We start from the raw sequence: 18,180 nt of genomic DNA on the forward strand, positions 1-18,180 counted from the left end.
AAGGTGAAACAATTGCTCTGGGAAAGATAAGCCAAAGCGTAATACACTGAATAAAATGATAATGACTCTCGACATTTAACCCAGGGACAACACCATGATCCAGCATCGACCGCGCAGTGAACGTGGCCAATTGGCCGTTGCAGGAGAGAATTACGGCAGTTCGCTGTTAGGAGCGCCGCTGCTCTATTTCCCCGCGGCCATCAGCGGGCCGGAAACCGGGCTGATCATCGCCGGTACCCACGGTGACGAGGGGGCCGCTATCGTCACCCTTTCTTGTGCGCTACGCAGCATTGCGCCAAACCGGCTGCGCCATCACGTGATACTGGCGGTCAATCCCGACGGGTGCCAACTGGGGTTACGCGCCAATGCCAACGGCGTTGATCTGAACCGTAATTTCCCCGCCGCCAACTGGCGCTCCGGCGATACGGTTTATCGTTGGAACAGTGCAGCGGAGGCACGGGATGTGAAGCTGTCAACCGGCGGCCGCCCCGGTTCAGAACCGGAAACCCAGGCGCTGTGCCACCTGATTCACCGGTTGAAACCGCACTGGGTGGTGTCGTTTCATGAACCCCTGGCCTGCATTGAAGATCCCGCCAGTTCCCAACTCGGTGTCTGGCTTTCACATAAGTTTGCTTTGCCGCTGGTCACCAGCGTGGGCTACGAGACGCCGGGTTCGTTCGGCAGTTGGTGCGCCGATTTGTCGTTGCCCTGCATTACCGCCGAATTCCCGCCGATCTCCGCCGATGCCGCCAGCGAGAGCTATCTTGATGCAATGGTAGAGCTGTTGACCTACCAGGATTAATTCTGCCTTGGGGCGAGATTGATCGCCCCATAGTCAAAATCCAGCCCCGCGTCGACGTCCTTCGCCAGCCAGGTCGGGCCATCCAGATCCACAAAGCGCGCCCCTGGGGCCAGTGGTAACGCCGCGTTGATCGCCCGTGAAGTACACAACATGCAGCCGAGCATAATGGCGAACCCCTGCTCCCGCGCCTGCTTAGCCAAAACCAGCGCCTCCGTCAGGCCGCCTGTTTTATCCAACTTGATATTGACCATCTGATAGCGGCCGATAAGCGCCGGCAAATCGCGGCTGGTGTGGCAACTCTCATCGGCACAAATCGGCAACGGGTGGATAAAGTTCTCCAGCGCGCCGTCATCGGCTGCCGGCAGCGGCTGCTCCAACATGGCCACCCCCAGATCCGCCAACAGTTGGCAACGCGCAGCCAGGCCTTCCGCCTGCCAGGACTCGTTGGCATCGACGATCAGCGTCGCATCCGGCACCGCTGCGCGGATGGCCACCAGCCGTTCGCTGATCAGGTGATTATCCAGCTTGATTTTCAACAGCCGTGCCCCCTGCTGGTCGAGTTCGCGCGCGGCGAACGCCATTGCCTCCGGCGAGCCGATGCTGACGGTTTGCGCCATCAGGATGCGGTCCGGCTCCGTGACACCGCTGCGCTGCCAGCGGCTCTGGCCGCTGAGGCGGCACTCCAGATCCCATAGCGCCGAATCCACCGCATTACGCGCCGCGCCTGCAGGCATCAACTGCTGCAACTGCTCACGCGTCACTCCCCGTTCGATAGCCGGCGCTACCTCCGCCAATTGCGCCAGCACCGAGGCTTCGCTTTCGTCATAGCGCGGATACGGCGTGCATTCGCCGATGCCGCGCACACCCTGCAGTTCAATCTCGACCACCACCACTTTCGCTTCGGTGCGGCTGCCGCGGGCAATGACAAAGGCGGTATGCAATGGCCAGGCTTCTGGGTAAAAACGCATGCTTCTCATAACGGCTCCTGAGCGAAAATAGCGTATAAAAACGGGCTGACGGGCGGATGTTTTTTGGACACAACCTAATATATACAACTATTTAGCAAACTTTATATATCCAACCCACAATTGTTGACTTAAACTGACGCCAGGGCGTGAACCTAATGGTAAACCCAGCCATTGCGGCTATTTTATTAGGTTCATCCCCTTTGTATAAACACCTGTAAAAGGAACCAAGCCAATGACTCAGACAGTACATTTCCAAGGCAACCCGGTCAGCGTTGCAGGCCATCTGCCACAGTCAGGCGAACAAGCCAAAGCGTTCTCGTTGGTTGCCAAAGACCTGTCAGACGTAGCGCTAATCAGCTTCGCGGGTAAACGCAAAGTCCTGAACATTTTCCCAAGTATTGATACCGGCGTTTGCGCTGCCTCGGTACGTAAATTCAACCAACTGGCCAGCGGTCTGGATAATACCGTGGTGCTGTGCATCTCCTCCGATCTGCCGTTCGCCCAGTCACGCTTCTGCGGCGCGGAAGGCCTGAGCAACGTAGTGACGCTGTCCACCCTGCGTGGCGCAGAATTCAAACAGGCTTACGGCGTCGAAATCGCTGAAGGCCCGTTGGCGGGTCTGACTGCGCGTGCAGTCGTGGTGCTGGATGGCCAGGACAATGTGCTGTACAGCGAGCTGGTGAATGAGATCACCAACGAGCCGGATTACGATGCTGCGCTGGCTGCACTGAAGTGATGTAATCGGGGCCGGCTTTCGCGGGCTCTGATAAACGAAACGGGCGCCGCGGCGCCCGTTTTTTATTCTTCGCTTTCCCCCGCCGCCTTGCGGCTGCTGAGGCCATACTCGCGCAGCTTGTTGGCAATCGCGGTATGCGAAACCCCCAGGCGTTTCGCCAGTTTTCGCGTGCTCGGGTAAGTGCGGTATAACCGCGTCAGCACCGAACGCTCGAAGCGTTTGCTGATATCGTCCAGCGAGCCGTCCAGCACTTCGTCACCCAGCGACATCTCGACCTCAAATTCCGGCAGTACGATATCCTGCGGGCGCAGCTCAAAGCCTTCCGTTTGCGTCAGCGCGCGGTAGATGGCATTTTTCAGCTGTCGCACATTGCCCGGCCAGCCGTACTTGCTGAGGAAACTCCCCAGATCGTTCGCCAACTTCGGCCGCGCCACACCCTGTTCGTCGGCAAAGCGCGCCACAAACAGCTCGGTCAACGGCATGATGTCCTGCGGACGTTCGCGCAGCGGCGGAATAGTAATGGTCAGCACGTTAAGCCGATAATAGAGATCCTCGCGGAATTCACCGCGTTGCACCAGCTCCGTCAAGTTTTTCTGGGTGGCGCAGATGACCCGCACATCCACGTGTACTTCGTGTTCTTCCCCTACGCGGCGGAAAGTGCCGTCGTTAATGAAACGCAGCAGTTTGGTTTGCATGCGCGGCGACATTTCCCCAATCTCATCCAGCAGTACCGAGCCGCCGTGCGCCTGTTCGAAGAAGCCTTTCTTGCCTTCCAGCGCATTGGGGTAAGCGCCAGGCGCATGGCCGAACAGCTCACTTTCCACCACGTCATCCGGCAGTGCGGCGCAATTCAGCGCCAGGAACGGCTGTTTGCCACGCGGGCTGCGCAGGTGGCAGGCGCGAGCCAGAATGTCTTTGCCGGTACCGGTGTCGCCGACCAGCAGCAACGGCGCATCCAGCATCGCCAGTTTACGTGCCTGCTCCAGCACCTGGCGCATTTTCGGGCTGACGGCCACGATATGATCGAATTCGGTATCGTCGTTCACCGACAGGTTCTGTAGCTGGCGCCCCATGCGTGCAGTCGACTTGAGCATGACCACCGCGCCAACGGTGGCGTTCTGCTGGTTTTCGTCTTCCAGGTAGATAGGCGTGATATCCATCAGGAAATCCTGGCTGCGGATCACGACCCGTTCTGAGTGCGGTGCCGTTTGTTCGCTCTCCAGCCAGCGGCTGAAGTTATAGCCACCAATCAGAGCCGTAGCCGTTTGATTGCGGATTTTATCTTCGCTGAAGCTGAACAACACCTGTGCCGCCGGGTTGGCCAACTCGACCTTGCCCCGCATATCAATCGAAAATACCGGCTCCGGCATCGACTCCAGCAGCGCCCGCAACGCACGGTGTTCGCGCTCGGACGGCATGAAGTTAACGGTGCGCACGTCAGTCACGCCGGCAATGCGGCGGATCTCCGCCATCAGCGCGCGGAAGGTGTCAAAATCCAGCTGGGAAAAATTGAGGTAAATGCGGCCGATGGGATCGATTTCGATACCCCGTAAATCGATGCTGCGCGATACCAAAAGATCGAGTAATTCTCGAGTCAGACCGAGCCGGTCTTCGCAAAATACTTCCAAACGCATCAGTATTGGCCTTATCTCTGCAGGTGCGGGGATGACTGTCGATGATGATACTCTCTCACCCCGGGCGGTAGAAGCAATCTGTCAGCAAAAGTTGACAGAACTCTGATTTATCGCCGTTGTTGATGATTTTAAACGCAAGTAAATAACACCATCGGCGTCATTTTAGTTCATTTGCAGAGAGTTATCATAACCGGCAATAATTTTTTAGATAAATATAATGTGATTACAGGGTGATCGTCTTTCGTCAACCAGGGGTTACGTATTGAGCTGTGCGGTGGCTATTGATGCAGAAACAAACAACTGCGCCCAGGGCGGGCGCAGTTGGTGAGTTACTTGGCTTTATTGTCGTTTTTTTTCATGGCGTCTTTCAGTTGACCGACCAACTGGCTGCGGAAATCTCCGAGCTTGGGCTTCTCACCTTCCAGCCACGGAAGCGGGCGGCACAGCTCCATCGCCTTGATGCCCAGCCTGGCGGTCAGCAAACCGGCGCCAATGCCTTGGGCTGCGCGGGCGGACAGCCGTGCAGCCAGATCCTGTGACATCCAATCCATTCCCACTTCACGTACCAGTTCGGACACACCGGCAAAGGCGATATTCAGCAGCACCAGGCGGAACAGCCGCAGACGGCTGAAATAGCCCAACTCGATGCCGTACAACGCCGCAATGCGGTTGATCAGCCGAATGTTACGCCAGGCGATAAACGCCATATCCACCAGCGCCAGCGGGCTGACGGCGATCATTAATGTGGATTCGGCCGCCGAACGGCTGATTTCACGACGGGCCTGATTATCCAGGACGGGCTGTACCAGCTTGGCGTAGAGCGCCACCACTTCACGGTCATTTTGAGTTTCATGCAGCGAAGCCTGCCAGCGCTGTAACGCCGGGTGCCCCTGATCGAGGCCGGCCTGTCGTGCCAGCTTCTCGCAGAATTCACGCCCCTTGCCCAACCCGTGGCTGTGCAACAGTTCCCGCGCGACGTCGCGCTCTTGCGCACGCTGGCGCAGACGATACAACCGGCGCCATTCGGTCACGACCGACCCCACCCCGGCAAACACGATCAAGCCGCCTGCCACGCCGCCGCCCATGGCAATCCAATCCTGCTGCACCCAGGCGGTATGCACCCACTGCACGCCCTGCGCCACCACGCTGACGCCGAACAACGCCAACCCGGCAGTAACCATTTTGCGCCACAGGCTGCGTTTGGGTTTCAAGGCGGCATTGATAATGCCTTCGGCGCGCCCTTCTTCCTCTTCTTGTTCCAATTCTGGTGCTGCCGGGAAAAAACGCTCCGCCTGCTGTTCATCAAAGGCGACGTTGGCGCGCAATATCGGCTCCTGCGGCGGCTGCAACGGCTCTTCAAAATCGATACGCGGCTTTATCGGTTCGCTCATCGCAATTTATCTCCCAGTAAAAACTCCATCACCGCATCCAGGCGGATATGCGGCAACGGGCTGTCCACGCTCATGGCCCGAGGCCGAAACTCATCAAAGTGAAAACCCTGGTTTTGCCAGAAAGCCGGCCCAGGCAAACGCGCCGGCACTTCGCCGGGGAACACCGTCAACGGTGCGCCATCGGCGAGGCGGTTGCCCTTCAAGGCCGGGATCCGCTGTCCCTGGTGGTCGACGATGCCGCTTTCGGTCGCCTGTACGGAAGCCAACCCCACACAGTCCATGCTGATGCCCTCAAACGCCGCGTTCTGCCACGCTTCCTGCACCAACTGCTGCAACAACGACACCAGATTGGCGTGCTGGTCGGCGGTAATGTGATCCGCCTTGGTGGCGGCAAACATCAGCTTGTCGATGGTCGGCGAGAACAAGCGACGGAACAGCGTGCGCTTGCCGTAGTGGAAACTTTGCATCAATTGGGTCAGCGCCAGGCGCATATCGTTGAACGCCTGTGGACCGCTGTTGAGCGGTTGCAGACAGTCAACCAGCACAATCTGCCGATCGAAACGGACGAAATGTTCTTTATAGAAGTTTTTGACGATGGATTGGCAGTAGTAATTGAAACGCGCTCGCAGCATGCCGATGTTGGTGTGCTTGTCAGCCTGCGCCAGCTTCGATTCGCCGAGGCTGTCGACATTGGGCCACGGGAAGAACTGCAGCGCCGGCGCGCCAGCCAGATCCCCCGGCAGCACGAAGCGGCCCGGCTGGATAAAGTGCAAGCCTTCGCTTTTGCAACGCAACAGATAGTCGGTGTAGGCCTGAGCAATGGCCGCCAACTTGTTCTCGTCAGCCGGCGCGAGCGGATCGCAACCTTTGCACAGTTCTAGCCAGGGTTTGGCCCACTCGGCGCGATCGCCCTGCAACAGACCGGCCATCTGGCGCGACCAGGCCAGATAGTCCTGTTCCAGCATGGGCAAGTCCAGCAACCATTCACCGGGATAATCGACGATTTCCAGATACAGCGTCGAGGTATCTTTAAAATGCCGCAGCAACGAGTCGTTGGAACGGTAGCGCAGCGCCAGGCGAATTTCGCTGACGCCACGCGTCGGGGTCGGCCAACTTGGCGGGGTGCCATAAAGCTGCGCCAACCCTTCATCATAGGTAAAACGTTGAATGCCAAGATCGCGCTGCGGAATGCGTTTCACGCCCAGAAGTCGCTCTTCGCGTACTGGCGAAAACAACGGCATGCGCGCACCGCTGTGAACATGCAGCAACTGATTGACGAAGGCGGTGATAAAGGCGGTTTTGCCGCTGCGGCTAAGACCGGTCACCGCCAGACGCAAATGGCGATCCATCCCGCGGTTGACCAGCGAGGTTAACTCATTTTGCAGTCGTTTCATTGTTCTCCTTGGCGTAACGCCCAAATACCTTGTTCAGGCCTTTGCGGAACAGGGGTTCCAGCACCAGCGCCAGCACAAAGCGAATCGGTTTGCGGCCAACGGTCCGCAACAACCAGCCGGCCGCGCCGGCAGGGCCGTAATTCAGTAACGCTATGATGATCACTTTAGACAATGTCTTCAACACTGTACCTGCTCCTTGTTTAATTCCTGCGGATTTAACGGCCTTTGCGGCATAGGTTTTATTCATTATCAATGCCCTCCGGCACGGTTTGCATGAAAAGGATGATGGCAGGTGAAATGCCTGACCTGCGCCACGCACAGGTCATTGCACGCAAGGCGGGGTTATAACTTGCGGAAACGGCTTTGCACGCCGAAAGTGTCCGACGTGACATAACGCTCAACCTGGCGCAGTTGCTGCTCGCCACTGCCCAGTTCGTACTCCAGTTGATCGAGCAACTGGCGCGGCGTCTTGTGGTTCTCGCCTTCGAAACGGCTGGCCGGCGCTTCATCCAGCACGAAAACCAGCGCGAAATAGGCCACCAGCGTGAAGAAAAACAGGCCGAAAATCATCGACAGCACCACTATTACGCGGATCAGGCGCACCGGCACATCGAAATAATGGGCCAGCCCGGCGCAGACGCCCTTCACCATGCCTTCCTCAGGTACGCGATAAAGCTTTTTACTGCCCAGAGTATTGCTCATCAAGACTGTCTCCAGTTTGGGTGTTCTGCATCGAGGATTTCTTCCAGCGCCTGAATGCGTTCACGCATGCGCTTGGCATCGTCGGCCAACTGTGCCAGACGCTGCATTTCCTGATGGCTCAGTTGAATGCCGTTTTGTTGCCGATTGCTGTAATGCAGCCAAAGCCAAATCGGTGCGACAAACAACACAAAGATTGTCAACGGAATGGCAAGTAGTAGAGCACTCATTTCTTTTCCTTCTTATTGCGTCTTTAATAGGCGGCCACATCGCCGTGGCCGCTGTCGCCTTACTCAGTGCGGTTCATTTTGGCCTTCAGCGCCGCCAGTTGTTCGCTGATGGCATCGTCGGCTTTCAGTTCGGCAAATTCCTGGTCCAGAGACTTCTTTTTACCGATGATGACGCTTTCCGCTTCGGCTTCCATATGATCGATACGGCGCTCGAACTGTTCGAAACGCGCCATCGCCTCATCCAGTTTGCCGCTGTCGAGCTGGCGGCGCACGTCACGGGAAGAGGATGCTGCCTGATGGCGCAGCGTTAGCGCCTGCTGGCGCGCACGGGTTTCGGTCAGCTTGTTTTCCAGCTCGCCGATTTCACTTTTCATCCGGGCCAATGTCTCTTCCACGGTAGACACTTCGTGGGTCAGCGTAGAGATCAGGTCAGCCACCTTCTGTTTTTCGATCAGCGCCGCACGGGCAAGGTCTTCTTTATCTTTGCGCAGCGCAAGCTCTGCCTTGTCCTGCCAATCGTTGAGCTGATTCTCACCCTGCTCAATGCGGCGCAGCAGTTGCTTTTTCTCCGCCAGCGCACGCGCCGAGGTGGAACGAACTTCAACCAGTGTGTCTTCCATCTCCTGGATCATCAGGCGCACCAGTTTTTGCGGATCTTCCGCCTTATCCAGCAACGTATTGATGTTGGCGTTCACGATGTCGGCAAAACGAGAAAAAATACCCATAATTCACTTCCTCTTGGTTCTGATGGCGTCTGAAGCGCCGCGTTAAATAATACAGCTTGCCCAAAGACTTAATCAAAACTCGTGCCAACTTTTACTCCTTTGAATAATAACGATTATTTATTTTTGACTCTCCGCCAGCATGCTGTAGAGTGATTATTTTCACCAAACATTGGCGAATTTCATCATGAGCGAACAGTTAGAAAACCTGTTGGGCGAAGCTAACGCCTTTGTCGAAGTATTGGAGCAAGTCTCGCAACTGGCAAAATTGAACAAGCCGGTGCTGGTGATCGGTGAACGCGGCACCGGTAAAGAGCTTATCGCCCACCGTCTGCACTACCTCTCCAACCGATGGCAAGGGCCGTTTATCTCGCTTAACTGCGCGGCTTTGAATGAAAACTTACTGGATTCCGAGCTGTTCGGCCATGAAGCGGGTGCTTTTACCGGTGCGCAGAAACGCCATCTGGGTCGCTTTGAGCGCGCCGACGGTGGCACGCTGTTTCTCGACGAACTGGCCACCGCCCCCATGCTAGTGCAGGAAAAACTGCTGCGGGTGATTGAATACGGCCACCTGGAGCGCGTAGGCGGCAGCCAACCGCTGCAAGTTGATGTGCGGTTGGTGTGTGCCACCAACGATGACTTGCCTGCGCTGGCGGCAGCGGGGAAATTCCGCGCCGACCTGTTGGACCGGCTGGCGTTCGACGTCGTTCAACTGCCGCCGCTGCGCCAGCGGCAGCAAGACATCATGTTGCTTGCAGAACACTTTGCAATTCAGATGTGCCGCGAGCTGTCGCTGCAGTTGTTCCCCGGCTTTACCGAACGCGCCAGGGATACGCTGATCGCCTATAGCTGGCCGGGCAACGTGCGGGAATTGAAAAACGTGGTGGAACGTTCCGTATACCGGCACGGCACCAGCGCCAACGCGCTCGATGAGATCGTTATCAATCCCTTTGCCCAACGGGAATCCCCCCTCCCGCTGCCGGAGCGCGAAACGCGCAATGACCGACCGACGCTACCGCTGGATTTAAAAACCTGGCAGTTGGAACAGGAAAAGTCGTTGATCGAAGCGGCGCTGCAACAAGGGAAATTTAACCAACGCAGGGCTGCGGGCCTGCTGGGGCTGACCTATCATCAGTTGCGGGGGATGCTGAAAAAACATGCACTCCTGCAAAATGGGGATGCGGAAGAAGATTAATGGGCAAAAAAAAGCCAGCACCCAAGCTGGCTTAAAAAACACTGGAAGCAATGTGAGCAATGTCGTGCCTTTCACGGCAAAACCACTAAAAGTGGCCTTCCGTGAACCGCCAAAAGATGATAATGGTTATCAGTATCATCTGAAAAGTACTTTGTTGAGAATTTCTCTCATTACCACGCGGATATTGTGCACTTACCATTCAGGGAAGGGATCGGCCATATCCAGCCAATAGTCCACCCCCGCCGCCATTTGGTCATCGCTCAACAGGCAGGCATCCAGCAAACCGGTGATTTCCGCCTGTCGCAAATTCTGGCCGATAAACACCAGCTCCTGACGCATATCGCCAAACGGCTCCACCCATTTCGCCTGGATCTGCGCCCGGGTTTCTTCATCTTGTGGCCAGTTCTCCTGCGCCAGCGCGCGCCAGAAGGTGCCCGCCAGCCCATAATGAGCGATGCCACCGGCCTGACTCCACTGCCCCGCTTGTCTCGGGCGCGTAGCCAGCCAGAAGAACCCCTTTGAACGCAACAGCTTGCAGCCCCCCCAGTCGCCGTTGATCATCCGATAAAACTTATCCGGCGCAAACGGCCGCCGCGCCTGATAGACAAAGCTGCTGATGCCATAGTTTTCCGTCTCCGGAACATGTTCACCCCGCAACTCCTTCAACCAGCCCGGTGCCTGTTGGGCCTTTTCGAAGCTGAAACTGCCGGTGTTCAATACCGCCTCCAGCGGTAATTTACCGAGGGAGATGGGGACAATATTGGCATCCGGGTTAAGGCTGGCGAGCAGCGCCATGATTTCCCCCTGCTGTTCTGACGTCAGCAAGTCGGTTTTACTCACCAGCATCACATCGCAAAATTCGATTTGCTCGATAAGCAGGTCCGCCACGCTGCGCAGATCGTCCTCGCCCAGGCTTTGCCCGGCCTCCTGCAAGGTCTGAGCCTGCTGGTATTGCTGCATAAAATTCACGCCATCCACCACCGTGACCAGCGTGTCCAACCGGGCGAACTGCGACAGGCTTTCACCCTGTTCGTCCTCAAAGGTGAACGTTTCCGCCACCGGCAGCGGCTCTGAGATCCCACTGGATTCAATCAGCAGATAATCGAAGCGACCGGCCTGCGCCAGTTCACGTACCGAAATCAACAGATCTTCACGCAGCGTGCAGCAGATGCAGCCGTTGCTCATTTCCACCAGTTTTTCCTGCCGGCGATCGAGCTGGACCTGGTTTTCGATCATCGCGGCATCAATGTTCACTTCGCTCATGTCGTTGACAATAACCGCCACGCGCATGCCCTGGCGGTTATTCAGAATATGGTTCAGCACCGTGGTTTTACCGGCGCCGAGAAAACCGGAAAGTACGGTAACGGGTAACGGATTCATCAGGTTCCTCACTTAAAACTCATTGCGTAATGCCTGGTAGCCGCGAACCAGTTCAACGTTAGTAGCGGCCACCTCTTCAGAAAATTGCAGTGCGCGACGATCAACCTGACGATACGACGACAGATCGCTGTCGACGCCGACGCGTTCGGTCGATGGGATATACAAGTTCTCCGGCAGCGTGACGCCATCCACCACCGCGTTGTACCGCACCACGCAGCCGGAACGGATATGGCAGTTGAACAGCACGCTGTTGAAACCGATAAACACCCGATCCTCGATGCGGCACGGGCCGTGAACAATCGCACGATGAGCGATAGAGCTGTAACTGCCGATGGTGACTGCCGCGCCGCTTTTCGAGTGGATCACCACCCCGTCTTGAATATTCGAGTGAGAACCGATAACGATCGGTTCCATGTCGCCGACCGCATTCAGTTCATCGGCGCGGATCACCGCGTAGGGGCCGACGTAGACAAAATCTTCGATAACCACTCGGCCACAGATAATGGCGGTAGGATCGATATAGGCCTTTGGCGATACCTGCGGCAGGTGACCACTGGGGTTTTTACGCAGCATCGCTTTCCTCCCGCCAGCTCAGTTCGGCCACTGCATTGTGGGCATGCAGGCTTTCCTGATGCTCCACCCGCAGCGAGAATCCCCGCAGGCCGCATTGACTACGTAGCATCCGGTACAGACGACGCGCGGCGTCTTCGCAAAACATCAGGTTCTGACCGTTAGCCAGGGCAAATGCCTGTTCGTCCCGGCGCTTTACCAACGTTTGCGACGGCGTGCCCAGCGCATGCTCAATGCGATCGATTAAACTGATCACCGGTAACGCCGATTCACTGCCGCTGAGCGTCAGCGTTACCCAGGCCCAACTCCGCTGGCTGTGTGGGGTCGCGGGCATTCCCTGCTCACCCAGCCAATCGATCACCAGCTGCCGATCGACCCTGTCCGACTCCTGTTCAAAATCAAACTGAAACTGCTGTTGCGCCAGTTGACGGCTGAGCGCCGCCGAGCTGGGACAGGTGGAGGAATAGGGCACGCCGACAGTCAACGACAGCGTCAGAGTCTGGGTCAACGTGGCATCAATGCACAGCGGATAGGCTTTCCAGCCGCGGTGCGGCGAGAGTAGCGCCGGACGTGACACCAGCAACTCGCCGCGGATGCTCAGGTTGGCATGGTCGCTGTGTTCAGGCTGCGAAGCCAAAAAGGCATCCAGCGTTCGCCCGATGCGCTGCGGCGTCAGTTCGCCCTGCGCCAATTCATCCAGCGCAAGATACAGCCGCGACATGTGTATTCCGCGCACGCCCTGCCGACCGGCACGCAGATTGATTCCGGCATTAACCTTCGCCATCAGCGGTTTTCCCGCAAGCTCCAGCGGCAGCGCTATCTCTTGCATCCCGACCCAATCGAGCCCGACTTCACTCATCTCACCCCGCCAGGCCTGGGCATCCGGCAACGGCTGGCTGGGTGGAAGTGCAATCTTGTTCATACGTCCCCTTGTGGTTATTGATATCGTGCCTGAGGACGGTAACATTAATTTGTTATGTTATAACATATCATTTTGAAGATTTTTTGCCTGTGGCGGCAAACTGTTCAATCAAGTCGCAGAAAACTCTGCCATTTTGCTCAATGGATTGGGCAGTTCGCCAGAGTGCGATACACTAACGCTATTGCTTATTAACCCATGAAGCCTCTATGCGTGGTTTACCCCTTTGGATACTGTCATTGAGCTGCCTGGCGAGTTCCGCCCTGGCCTCAACACCGCCCGCGCCCACCGCGGCGCCGCCGTTGCCGGATATCCGCCAAAGCGGCTTTGTCTATTGCGTCAGCGGCATACTGAACACCTTTAATCCGCAGATGGCCAGCAGCGGGCTGACGGTCGATACCCTGGCCGCACAGCTGTACGATCGCCTGCTGGATGTCGACCCTTATACCTACCGGCTGATCCCCGAACTGGCGCAAAGTTGGGAAGTGCTGGATAACGGCGCAACCTACCGCTTCAACTTGCGCAAGGACGTGCCGTTCCAGACCACCGCCTGGTTTACGCCGACCCGCAAATTGAACGCCGATGACGTGGTGTTCAGCTTTGAGCGCATGTTTAACCAAAAGCATCCGTATCATGACGTCAACGGCGGCGAGTATCCGTACTTCGACAGTCTGCAGTTTGGCGACTCTGTGCAAAGCGTGAAGAAGATCGACGATTACACCGTCGAGATCCGCCTGCAGGCGCCGGACGCCTCGTTTTTATGGCATATCGCGACCCATTACGCCCCGGTGATGTCGGCAGAATATGCGCAAGGCCTGACGCGTGAAGGCCATCAGGAAATGATCGATCGCGAGCCGGTCGGCACCGGGCCCTTCCTGTTAAATGAATATCGTTCGGGACAATATATCCGTCTGGCGCGCAATGACGTTTACTGGAAAGGCCAACCGCGTATGCCACAGGTGGTGATCGATCTGGGGGCCGGCGGCACCGGCCGGCTGTCGAAGTTGTTGACCGGCGAGTGCGACGTGCTCGCCTACCCCGCCGCCAGCCAGCTCTCGATTCTGCGCGACGATCCACGCCTGCGCCTCACGCTGCGGCCGGGCATGAACATCGCCTATCTGGCTTTCAATACCCGCAAACCGCCACTGAACAATTTAAAAGTGCGTCAGGCCATTTCGCTGGCAATCAACAATCAGCGCCTGATGCAGTCGATTTACTACGGCACGGCGGAGACCGCCGCCTCCATTCTGCCGCGCGCATCGTGGGCCTATGACAATGAAGCGCACGTTACCGAATTTGATCCCGCCAAATCGCGCGAAATGCTCAAGCAAGCGGGTATTGAATCGTTGAATCTGAAGCTGTGGGTACCAACCGCCTCGCAATCTTATAACCCCAGCCCGCTGAAGACCGCCGAACTGATCCAGGCCGATTTGGGCCAGGTTGGCATTAACGTCACTATCGTGCCGGTCGAAGGCCGCTTCCAGGAAGCGCGACTGATGGAGATGAACCACGATCTGACGCTCACCGGCTGGGCCACCGACAGTAACGACCCGGACAGTTTCTTCCGGCCGCTATTGAGTTGCGCGGCAATCCGCTCACAAACCAACTATGCTCACTGGTGTGACCCGGGGTTTGACGAGGTGCTGCAAAATGCCCTGCTGTCACAGCAGTTGGCGCAGCGCATCGAAAACTACCAGAAGGCGCAAAAAATTCTTGAGCAGCAACTGCCGGTGTTGCCGCTGGCGTCCTCATTGCGCCTGCAGGCTTACCGCTACGACATCAAAGGACTGGTATTGAGCCCATTCGGCAACGCGTCATTTGCCGGGGTGTACCGTGAATCCGCGGAGGGGCCGAAAAAGTGATTATCTTTACCTTGCGCCGCATCTTATTGCTGCTGATCACGCTGTTCCTCCTGACTCTGGTCAGCTTTAGCCTGAGCTATTTCACGCCGCGCGCGCCGCTGAACGGTGCCGCCCTGCTGGATGCCTACCACTTTTACTTTGTCAGCCTGCTGCACTGGGACTTTGGCGTTTCCAGCATTAACGGCCAGGCGATCAGCGAGCAACTGCGCGAAGTGTTCCCCGCCACCATGGAACTGTGCATCCTTGCTTTCACTCTGGCGCTGTTTATCGGCATTCCGCTGGGGATTATCGCCGGCGTGATGCGCGGAAAATGGCAGGACACCGCCATCAGCACCTTTGCCCTGATCGGGTTCTCGATGCCGGTTTTCTGGTTGGCGTTGCTGTTAATGCTGTTTTTCTCGCTGCACCTTGGCTGGCTGCCGGTTTCCGGCCGTTTCGATCTGCTGTATCAGGTCAGGCCCGTCACCGGTTTTGCGCTGATTGATGCTTGGCTGTCGGATTCGCCGTACCGTTCCGAGATGATCGGCAGCGCGTTGCGCCATATGATATTGCCGATTACCGCGCTGGCGGTGGCTCCCACCACCGAAGTAGTGCGCCTGATGCGTATCAGCACCGACGACGTGCTCAACCAAAACTACATCAAAGCCGCCGCTACTCGGGGTTTGTCTCGCTTTACCATTATCCGTCGTCATGTGCTGCATAACGCGCTGCCGCCTATCGTTCCCAAGCTGGGGTTGCAGTTCTCCACCATGCTGACGCTGGCGATGATCACCGAAGTGGTCTTCAATTGGCCGGGCCTCGGTCGCTGGATGATTAACGCCATCCGCCAGCAGGATTATGCGGCGATCTCCGCCGGCGTGATGGTGGTCGGCACCTTGGTGATCGCCATTAACGTCCTGGCAGATATTTTGGGCGCAGCAACCAACCCACTGAAACATAAGGAATGGTATGCCCTTAGATAACGTATACCGCGAAAAGAAAATGCCCAGCCCGCTGCTTTACACCTGGCGGATTTTTTACGGCGATGCCCTGGCGATGATCGGCTTCTACGGCGTGATCGCGCTGCTGTTGCTGTGCGTATTCGGCAGCCTGCTGGCACCTTATGCGCTCGATCAACAGTTCCTGGGTTATCAGTTGCTGCCGCCCTCCTGGTCGCGTTACGGCAACGTCTCCTTCTTTCTCGGCACTGACGATCTCGGCCGCGATATCCTGAGCCGTCTGTTGACCGGTACCGCCGCCACTTATGGTTCAGCGTTGTTGGTTACCGTTGCCGCCGCCTTTTTCGGGGTGATCCTCGGCGTGTTTGCCGGTGTTACCCACGGCCTGCGTTCAGCGGTATTGAACCATATTCTCGACACCCTGCTCTCCATTCCCTCGCTGCTGCTGGCGATTGTGGTGGTGGCGTTCCTTGGACCGAAGCTCGAGCACGCGATGCTGGCGGTCTGGCTGGCGTTGTTGCCGCGCATGGTACGCACCATTTACAGCGCAGTGCACGATGAGCTGGAAAAAGAGTATGTGGTGGCGGTGCGCCTCGACGGTGCCTCGACGCCGCAAATCCTGTGGTATGCCGTGATGCCGAACATTGCGGCGGTGCTGGTGACCGAATTTACCCGTGCGCTGTCGATGGCGATCCTGGACATCGCCGCACTCGGTTTCCTCGACCTCGGCGCACAATTACCTTCGCCGGAATGGGGCGCCATGCTCGGCGATTCGCTGGAGCTGGTGTACGTCGCGCCCTGGACGGTAATGCTGCCCGGTGCGGCAATCCTGATCAGCGTGTTGTTGGTTAACCTGTTGGGCGATGGCATGCGCCGCGCAATCAACGCAGGAGTGGAATAATGCCGTTACTTGATATCCGCAACCTGACGATTGAATTTATGACCGCCGACGGGCCGGTCAAGGCGGTCGATCGCGTCAGCATGACGCTGACCGAAGGTGAAGTACGGGGTCTGGTGGGTGAATCCGGCTCAGGCAAAAGCCTGATCGCCAAAGCGATTTGCGGCGTAACCAAAGACAACTGGCGCGTCACCGCCGACCGTTTCCGCTTTGATGATATCGATCTGCTGCAATTGACGCCGCGCGAGCGACGCAAGCTGGTCGGACATAACGTCTCGATGATTTTCCAGGAACCGCAGTCGTGTCTGGATCCCTCGGAGAGCATCGGCCGCCAACTGGCGCAGGCGATCCCCGGCTGGACCTATAAAGGCCGCTGGTGGCAGCGTTTCAACTGGCGCAAACGTCGCGCCATTGAGCTGCTGCACCGCGTTGGCATCAAAGACCATGTCGACATCATGGGCAGCTTCCCCTACGAACTGACCGAAGGCGAATGCCAGAAAGTGATGATCGCCATCGCCCTGGCCAACCAGCCGCGTCTGCTGATTGCCGATGAACCGACCAACGCCATGGAGCCCACCACCCAGGCGCAAATTTTCCGCCTGTTGGCCCGGCTTAATCAAAACAACAACACCACCATTTTGTTGATCAGCCATGATTTGCAGATGATGAGCAAATGGGCCGATCGAGTGAACGTGCTGTACTGTGGCCAAACGGTGGAAAGCGCGCAGTGTGAAGATCTGCTGGCTGCCCCTCACCATCCGTACACGCAGGCGCTGATCCGCTCAATGCCGGATTTTGGCCGCTCATTGCCGCATAAAAGCCGACTCAATACGCTGCCGGGCGCCATTCCATCGCTGGAACATCTGCCGATCGGTTGCCGGCTGGGGCCTCGCTGCCCTTATGCGCAGAAAAAGTGCATCGAGACGCCGCGCCTGCGCCCGGTGAAGAACCACTTATTCGCCTGCCACTTCCCGTTGAACATGGAGGAGCAATAACATGGAAACGCTGTTGGAAGTGCGCAACCTGACCAAAACTTACCGTTACCGCACCGGGCTGTTCCGTCGCCAGCACGTTGAGGCGGTGAAATCGGTCAGCTTTACCCTGCGTGAACGGCAGACGCTGGCGATCATCGGTGAAAACGGCTCCGGTAAATCGACGCTGGCCAAAATGCTGTCCGGCATGATTGAGCCATCATCCGGTGAACTGCTGATCGACGATCACCGGCTCGGCTACGGCGATTATCGCTATCGCAGCCAGCGTATCCGCATGATATTTCAAGATCCGAGTACGTCGCTTAACCCGCGCCAGCGCATCGGCCAACTGCTTGACGCCCCGCTGCGGTTGAATACCGATCTGGAAGGCCCAGAACGTGAACAGCGCATCTATCAGACGCTGCGCCAGGTGGGGATGCTGCCGGACCACGCCTATTACTATCCGCATATGCTGGCCTCCGGCCAGAAACAACGTGTGGCGCTGGCCCGTGCACTGATCCTGCAGCCCAAGGTCATCGTCGCCGATGAGGCGTTGGCTTCGCTGGATATGTCGATGCGTTCGCAGATCATCAACCTGATGCTGGAACTGCAGGAGAAACACGGCATCTCGTACATCTATGTGACTCAGCATCTGGGCATGATGAAGCACATCAGCGATCAGGTTATGGTGATGCACGAAGGGGAAATCGTTGAGCGTGGCAGTACCGCCGAAGTACTGGCCGCGCCATTGCACGATCTGACCAAGCGCCTGATCGCCAGCCATTTCGGTGAAGCACTCACCGCAGACGCGTGGCGGCGCGACGGCGGCCGATTCTGACGCTTGCAGAAAACCCGCTTTCGAGCGGGTTTG

19 protein-coding genes are annotated in these 18,180 nt (G+C 57.3%); 8 read left to right on the forward strand and 11 right to left on the reverse strand.

Features of this window, described 5'->3' with window-relative positions:
* The first annotated feature begins 94 nt into the window (after positions 1–94).
* On the forward strand, positions 95–802 hold the full coding sequence (gene mpaA, locus JEM67_RS15050; RefSeq protein ID WP_013813106.1) for a murein tripeptide amidase MpaA: 708 nt from the start codon (positions 95–97) through the stop codon (positions 800–802).
* Here mpaA and ycjG read toward each other — a convergent pair.
* The gene (ycjG, locus tag JEM67_RS15055; RefSeq protein WP_199636008.1) at positions 799–1,779 is read right to left on the reverse strand and encodes an L-Ala-D/L-Glu epimerase; all 981 of its coding nucleotides are present in this window, start codon (positions 1,777–1,779) and stop codon (positions 799–801) included. The genes mpaA and ycjG overlap by 4 nt on opposite strands.
* A 223-nt stretch (positions 1,780–2,002) precedes the next feature.
* On the opposite strand from ycjG, the gene tpx reads away from it, so the two are divergent.
* Complete coding sequence (tpx, locus tag JEM67_RS15060; protein ID WP_199636009.1) at positions 2,003–2,506, forward strand: thiol peroxidase; 504 nt, start codon at positions 2,003–2,005, stop codon at positions 2,504–2,506.
* A 62-nt stretch (positions 2,507–2,568) separates the two neighbouring features.
* Here tpx and tyrR read toward each other — a convergent pair whose 3' ends face one another.
* From tyrR to pspA, 7 genes are all read right to left on the reverse strand, one after another.
* Complete coding sequence (tyrR, locus tag JEM67_RS15065; RefSeq protein WP_004945094.1) at positions 2,569–4,140, reverse strand: transcriptional regulator TyrR; 1,572 nt, start codon at positions 4,138–4,140, stop codon at positions 2,569–2,571.
* Positions 4,141–4,469: 329 nt separating this feature from the next.
* The gene (locus JEM67_RS15070; RefSeq protein ID WP_199636010.1) at positions 4,470–5,531 is read right to left on the reverse strand and encodes a YcjF family protein; all 1,062 of its coding nucleotides are present in this window, start codon (positions 5,529–5,531) and stop codon (positions 4,470–4,472) included.
* The gene (locus tag JEM67_RS15075) at positions 5,528–6,925 is read right to left on the reverse strand and encodes a YcjX family protein (RefSeq protein ID WP_197930919.1); all 1,398 of its coding nucleotides are present in this window, start codon (positions 6,923–6,925) and stop codon (positions 5,528–5,530) included. Before JEM67_RS15075 ends, JEM67_RS15070 begins: the two co-directional genes overlap by 4 nt.
* Positions 6,906–7,172 carry a phage shock protein PspD gene (gene pspD / locus JEM67_RS15080; RefSeq protein WP_006319543.1) on the reverse strand — a complete coding sequence of 89 codons (267 nt, stop codon included), beginning with the start codon at positions 7,170–7,172 and terminating at the stop codon, positions 6,906–6,908. The genes JEM67_RS15075 and pspD overlap by 20 nt, the downstream gene beginning before the upstream one ends.
* Positions 7,173–7,267: 95 nt before the next feature.
* Positions 7,268–7,627, reverse strand: a complete 360-nt coding sequence (gene pspC / locus JEM67_RS15085) for an envelope stress response membrane protein PspC (protein ID WP_199636011.1) — start codon at positions 7,625–7,627, stop codon at positions 7,268–7,270.
* A complete protein-coding gene (pspB, locus tag JEM67_RS15090) occupies positions 7,627–7,854 on the reverse strand; it encodes an envelope stress response membrane protein PspB (RefSeq protein WP_006319541.1) in 228 nt (75 codons plus the stop codon). Before pspB ends, pspC begins: the two co-directional genes overlap by 1 nt.
* A 59-nt stretch (positions 7,855–7,913) precedes the next feature.
* On the reverse strand, positions 7,914–8,579 hold the full coding sequence (gene pspA / locus JEM67_RS15095) for a phage shock protein PspA (protein WP_004945117.1): 666 nt from the start codon (positions 8,577–8,579) through the stop codon (positions 7,914–7,916).
* Between the two features lie 184 nt (positions 8,580–8,763).
* On the opposite strand from pspA, the gene pspF reads away from it, so the two are divergent.
* A complete protein-coding gene (gene pspF, locus JEM67_RS15100) occupies positions 8,764–9,771 on the forward strand; it encodes a phage shock protein operon transcriptional activator (RefSeq protein ID WP_199636012.1) in 1,008 nt (335 codons plus the stop codon).
* A 192-nt stretch (positions 9,772–9,963) separates the two neighbouring features.
* On the opposite strand, the gene zigA is transcribed toward pspF, so the two are convergent.
* The 3 genes from zigA to folE2 are packed head-to-tail and all read right to left on the reverse strand — an operon-like array spanning position 9,964 to position 12,643.
* Entirely contained in the window at positions 9,964–11,151 is a 1,188-nt protein-coding gene (gene zigA, locus JEM67_RS15105) for a zinc metallochaperone GTPase ZigA (RefSeq protein ID WP_199636013.1), read from the reverse strand.
* Between the two features lie 12 nt (positions 11,152–11,163).
* A complete protein-coding gene (locus tag JEM67_RS15110; RefSeq protein WP_199636014.1) occupies positions 11,164–11,724 on the reverse strand; it encodes a carbonate dehydratase in 561 nt (186 codons plus the stop codon).
* The gene (gene folE2 / locus JEM67_RS15115) at positions 11,714–12,643 is read right to left on the reverse strand and encodes a GTP cyclohydrolase FolE2 (RefSeq protein ID WP_199636015.1); all 930 of its coding nucleotides are present in this window, start codon (positions 12,641–12,643) and stop codon (positions 11,714–11,716) included. The genes JEM67_RS15110 and folE2 overlap by 11 nt, the downstream gene beginning before the upstream one ends.
* A gap of 206 nt (positions 12,644–12,849) precedes the next feature.
* On the opposite strand from folE2, the gene sapA reads away from it, so the two are divergent.
* From sapA to sapF, 5 genes are read left to right on the forward strand one after another with little or no spacing between them, the layout of a single operon-like run.
* Positions 12,850–14,502, forward strand: a complete 1,653-nt coding sequence (gene sapA / locus JEM67_RS15120; protein WP_013813116.1) for an ABC transporter substrate-binding protein SapA — start codon at positions 12,850–12,852, stop codon at positions 14,500–14,502.
* The gene (sapB, locus tag JEM67_RS15125; RefSeq protein WP_199636016.1) at positions 14,499–15,464 is read left to right on the forward strand and encodes a putrescine export ABC transporter permease SapB; all 966 of its coding nucleotides are present in this window, start codon (positions 14,499–14,501) and stop codon (positions 15,462–15,464) included. The genes sapA and sapB overlap by 4 nt, the downstream gene beginning before the upstream one ends.
* A complete protein-coding gene (sapC, locus tag JEM67_RS15130; protein ID WP_006325668.1) occupies positions 15,451–16,341 on the forward strand; it encodes a putrescine export ABC transporter permease SapC in 891 nt (296 codons plus the stop codon). Before sapB ends, sapC begins: the two co-directional genes overlap by 14 nt.
* On the forward strand, positions 16,341–17,333 hold the full coding sequence (gene sapD, locus JEM67_RS15135; protein WP_004945143.1) for a putrescine export ABC transporter ATP-binding protein SapD: 993 nt from the start codon (positions 16,341–16,343) through the stop codon (positions 17,331–17,333). Before sapC ends, sapD begins: the two co-directional genes overlap by 1 nt.
* Before the next feature lies 1 nt (position 17,334).
* Positions 17,335–18,147: a putrescine export ABC transporter ATP-binding protein SapF gene (gene sapF, locus JEM67_RS15140; RefSeq protein WP_013813118.1), complete on the forward strand. Its 813-nt coding sequence runs from the start codon at positions 17,335–17,337 to the stop codon at positions 18,145–18,147.
* Positions 18,148–18,180 lie beyond the last annotated feature (33 nt).

It is taken from the genome of Serratia sp. PAMC26656 (assembly GCF_016469055.2).
In the GTDB taxonomy this organism is placed as follows: domain Bacteria; phylum Pseudomonadota; class Gammaproteobacteria; order Enterobacterales; family Enterobacteriaceae; genus Serratia; species Serratia plymuthica.

What these genes read in the sequence shown, in the direction of transcription:
- mpaA (WP_013813106.1), top strand. Translation starts at nt 95, where the DNA reads ATGATCCAGCATCGACCGCGCAGTGAACGTGGCCAATTGGCCGTTGCA.
- ycjG (WP_199636008.1), bottom strand. Translation starts at nt 1,779, where the DNA reads ATGAGAAGCATGCGTTTTTACCCAGAAGCCTGGCCATTGCATACCGCC.
- tpx (WP_199636009.1), top strand. Translation starts at nt 2,003, where the DNA reads ATGACTCAGACAGTACATTTCCAAGGCAACCCGGTCAGCGTTGCAGGC.
- tyrR (WP_004945094.1), bottom strand. Translation starts at nt 4,140, where the DNA reads ATGCGTTTGGAAGTATTTTGCGAAGACCGGCTCGGTCTGACTCGAGAA.
- JEM67_RS15070 (WP_199636010.1), bottom strand. Translation starts at nt 5,531, where the DNA reads ATGAGCGAACCGATAAAGCCGCGTATCGATTTTGAAGAGCCGTTGCAG.
- JEM67_RS15075 (WP_197930919.1), bottom strand. Translation starts at nt 6,925, where the DNA reads ATGAAACGACTGCAAAATGAGTTAACCTCGCTGGTCAACCGCGGGATG.
- pspD (WP_006319543.1), bottom strand. Translation starts at nt 7,172, where the DNA reads ATGAATAAAACCTATGCCGCAAAGGCCGTTAAATCCGCAGGAATTAAA.
- pspC (WP_199636011.1), bottom strand. Translation starts at nt 7,627, where the DNA reads ATGAGCAATACTCTGGGCAGTAAAAAGCTTTATCGCGTACCTGAGGAA.
- pspB (WP_006319541.1), bottom strand. Translation starts at nt 7,854, where the DNA reads ATGAGTGCTCTACTACTTGCCATTCCGTTGACAATCTTTGTGTTGTTT.
- pspA (WP_004945117.1), bottom strand. Translation starts at nt 8,579, where the DNA reads ATGGGTATTTTTTCTCGTTTTGCCGACATCGTGAACGCCAACATCAAT.
- pspF (WP_199636012.1), top strand. Translation starts at nt 8,764, where the DNA reads ATGAGCGAACAGTTAGAAAACCTGTTGGGCGAAGCTAACGCCTTTGTC.
- zigA (WP_199636013.1), bottom strand. Translation starts at nt 11,151, where the DNA reads ATGAATCCGTTACCCGTTACCGTACTTTCCGGTTTTCTCGGCGCCGGT.
- JEM67_RS15110 (WP_199636014.1), bottom strand. Translation starts at nt 11,724, where the DNA reads ATGCTGCGTAAAAACCCCAGTGGTCACCTGCCGCAGGTATCGCCAAAG.
- folE2 (WP_199636015.1), bottom strand. Translation starts at nt 12,643, where the DNA reads ATGAACAAGATTGCACTTCCACCCAGCCAGCCGTTGCCGGATGCCCAG.
- sapA (WP_013813116.1), top strand. Translation starts at nt 12,850, where the DNA reads ATGCGTGGTTTACCCCTTTGGATACTGTCATTGAGCTGCCTGGCGAGT.
- sapC (WP_006325668.1), top strand. Translation starts at nt 15,451, where the DNA reads ATGCCCTTAGATAACGTATACCGCGAAAAGAAAATGCCCAGCCCGCTG.
- sapD (WP_004945143.1), top strand. Translation starts at nt 16,341, where the DNA reads ATGCCGTTACTTGATATCCGCAACCTGACGATTGAATTTATGACCGCC.
- sapF (WP_013813118.1), top strand. Translation starts at nt 17,335, where the DNA reads ATGGAAACGCTGTTGGAAGTGCGCAACCTGACCAAAACTTACCGTTAC.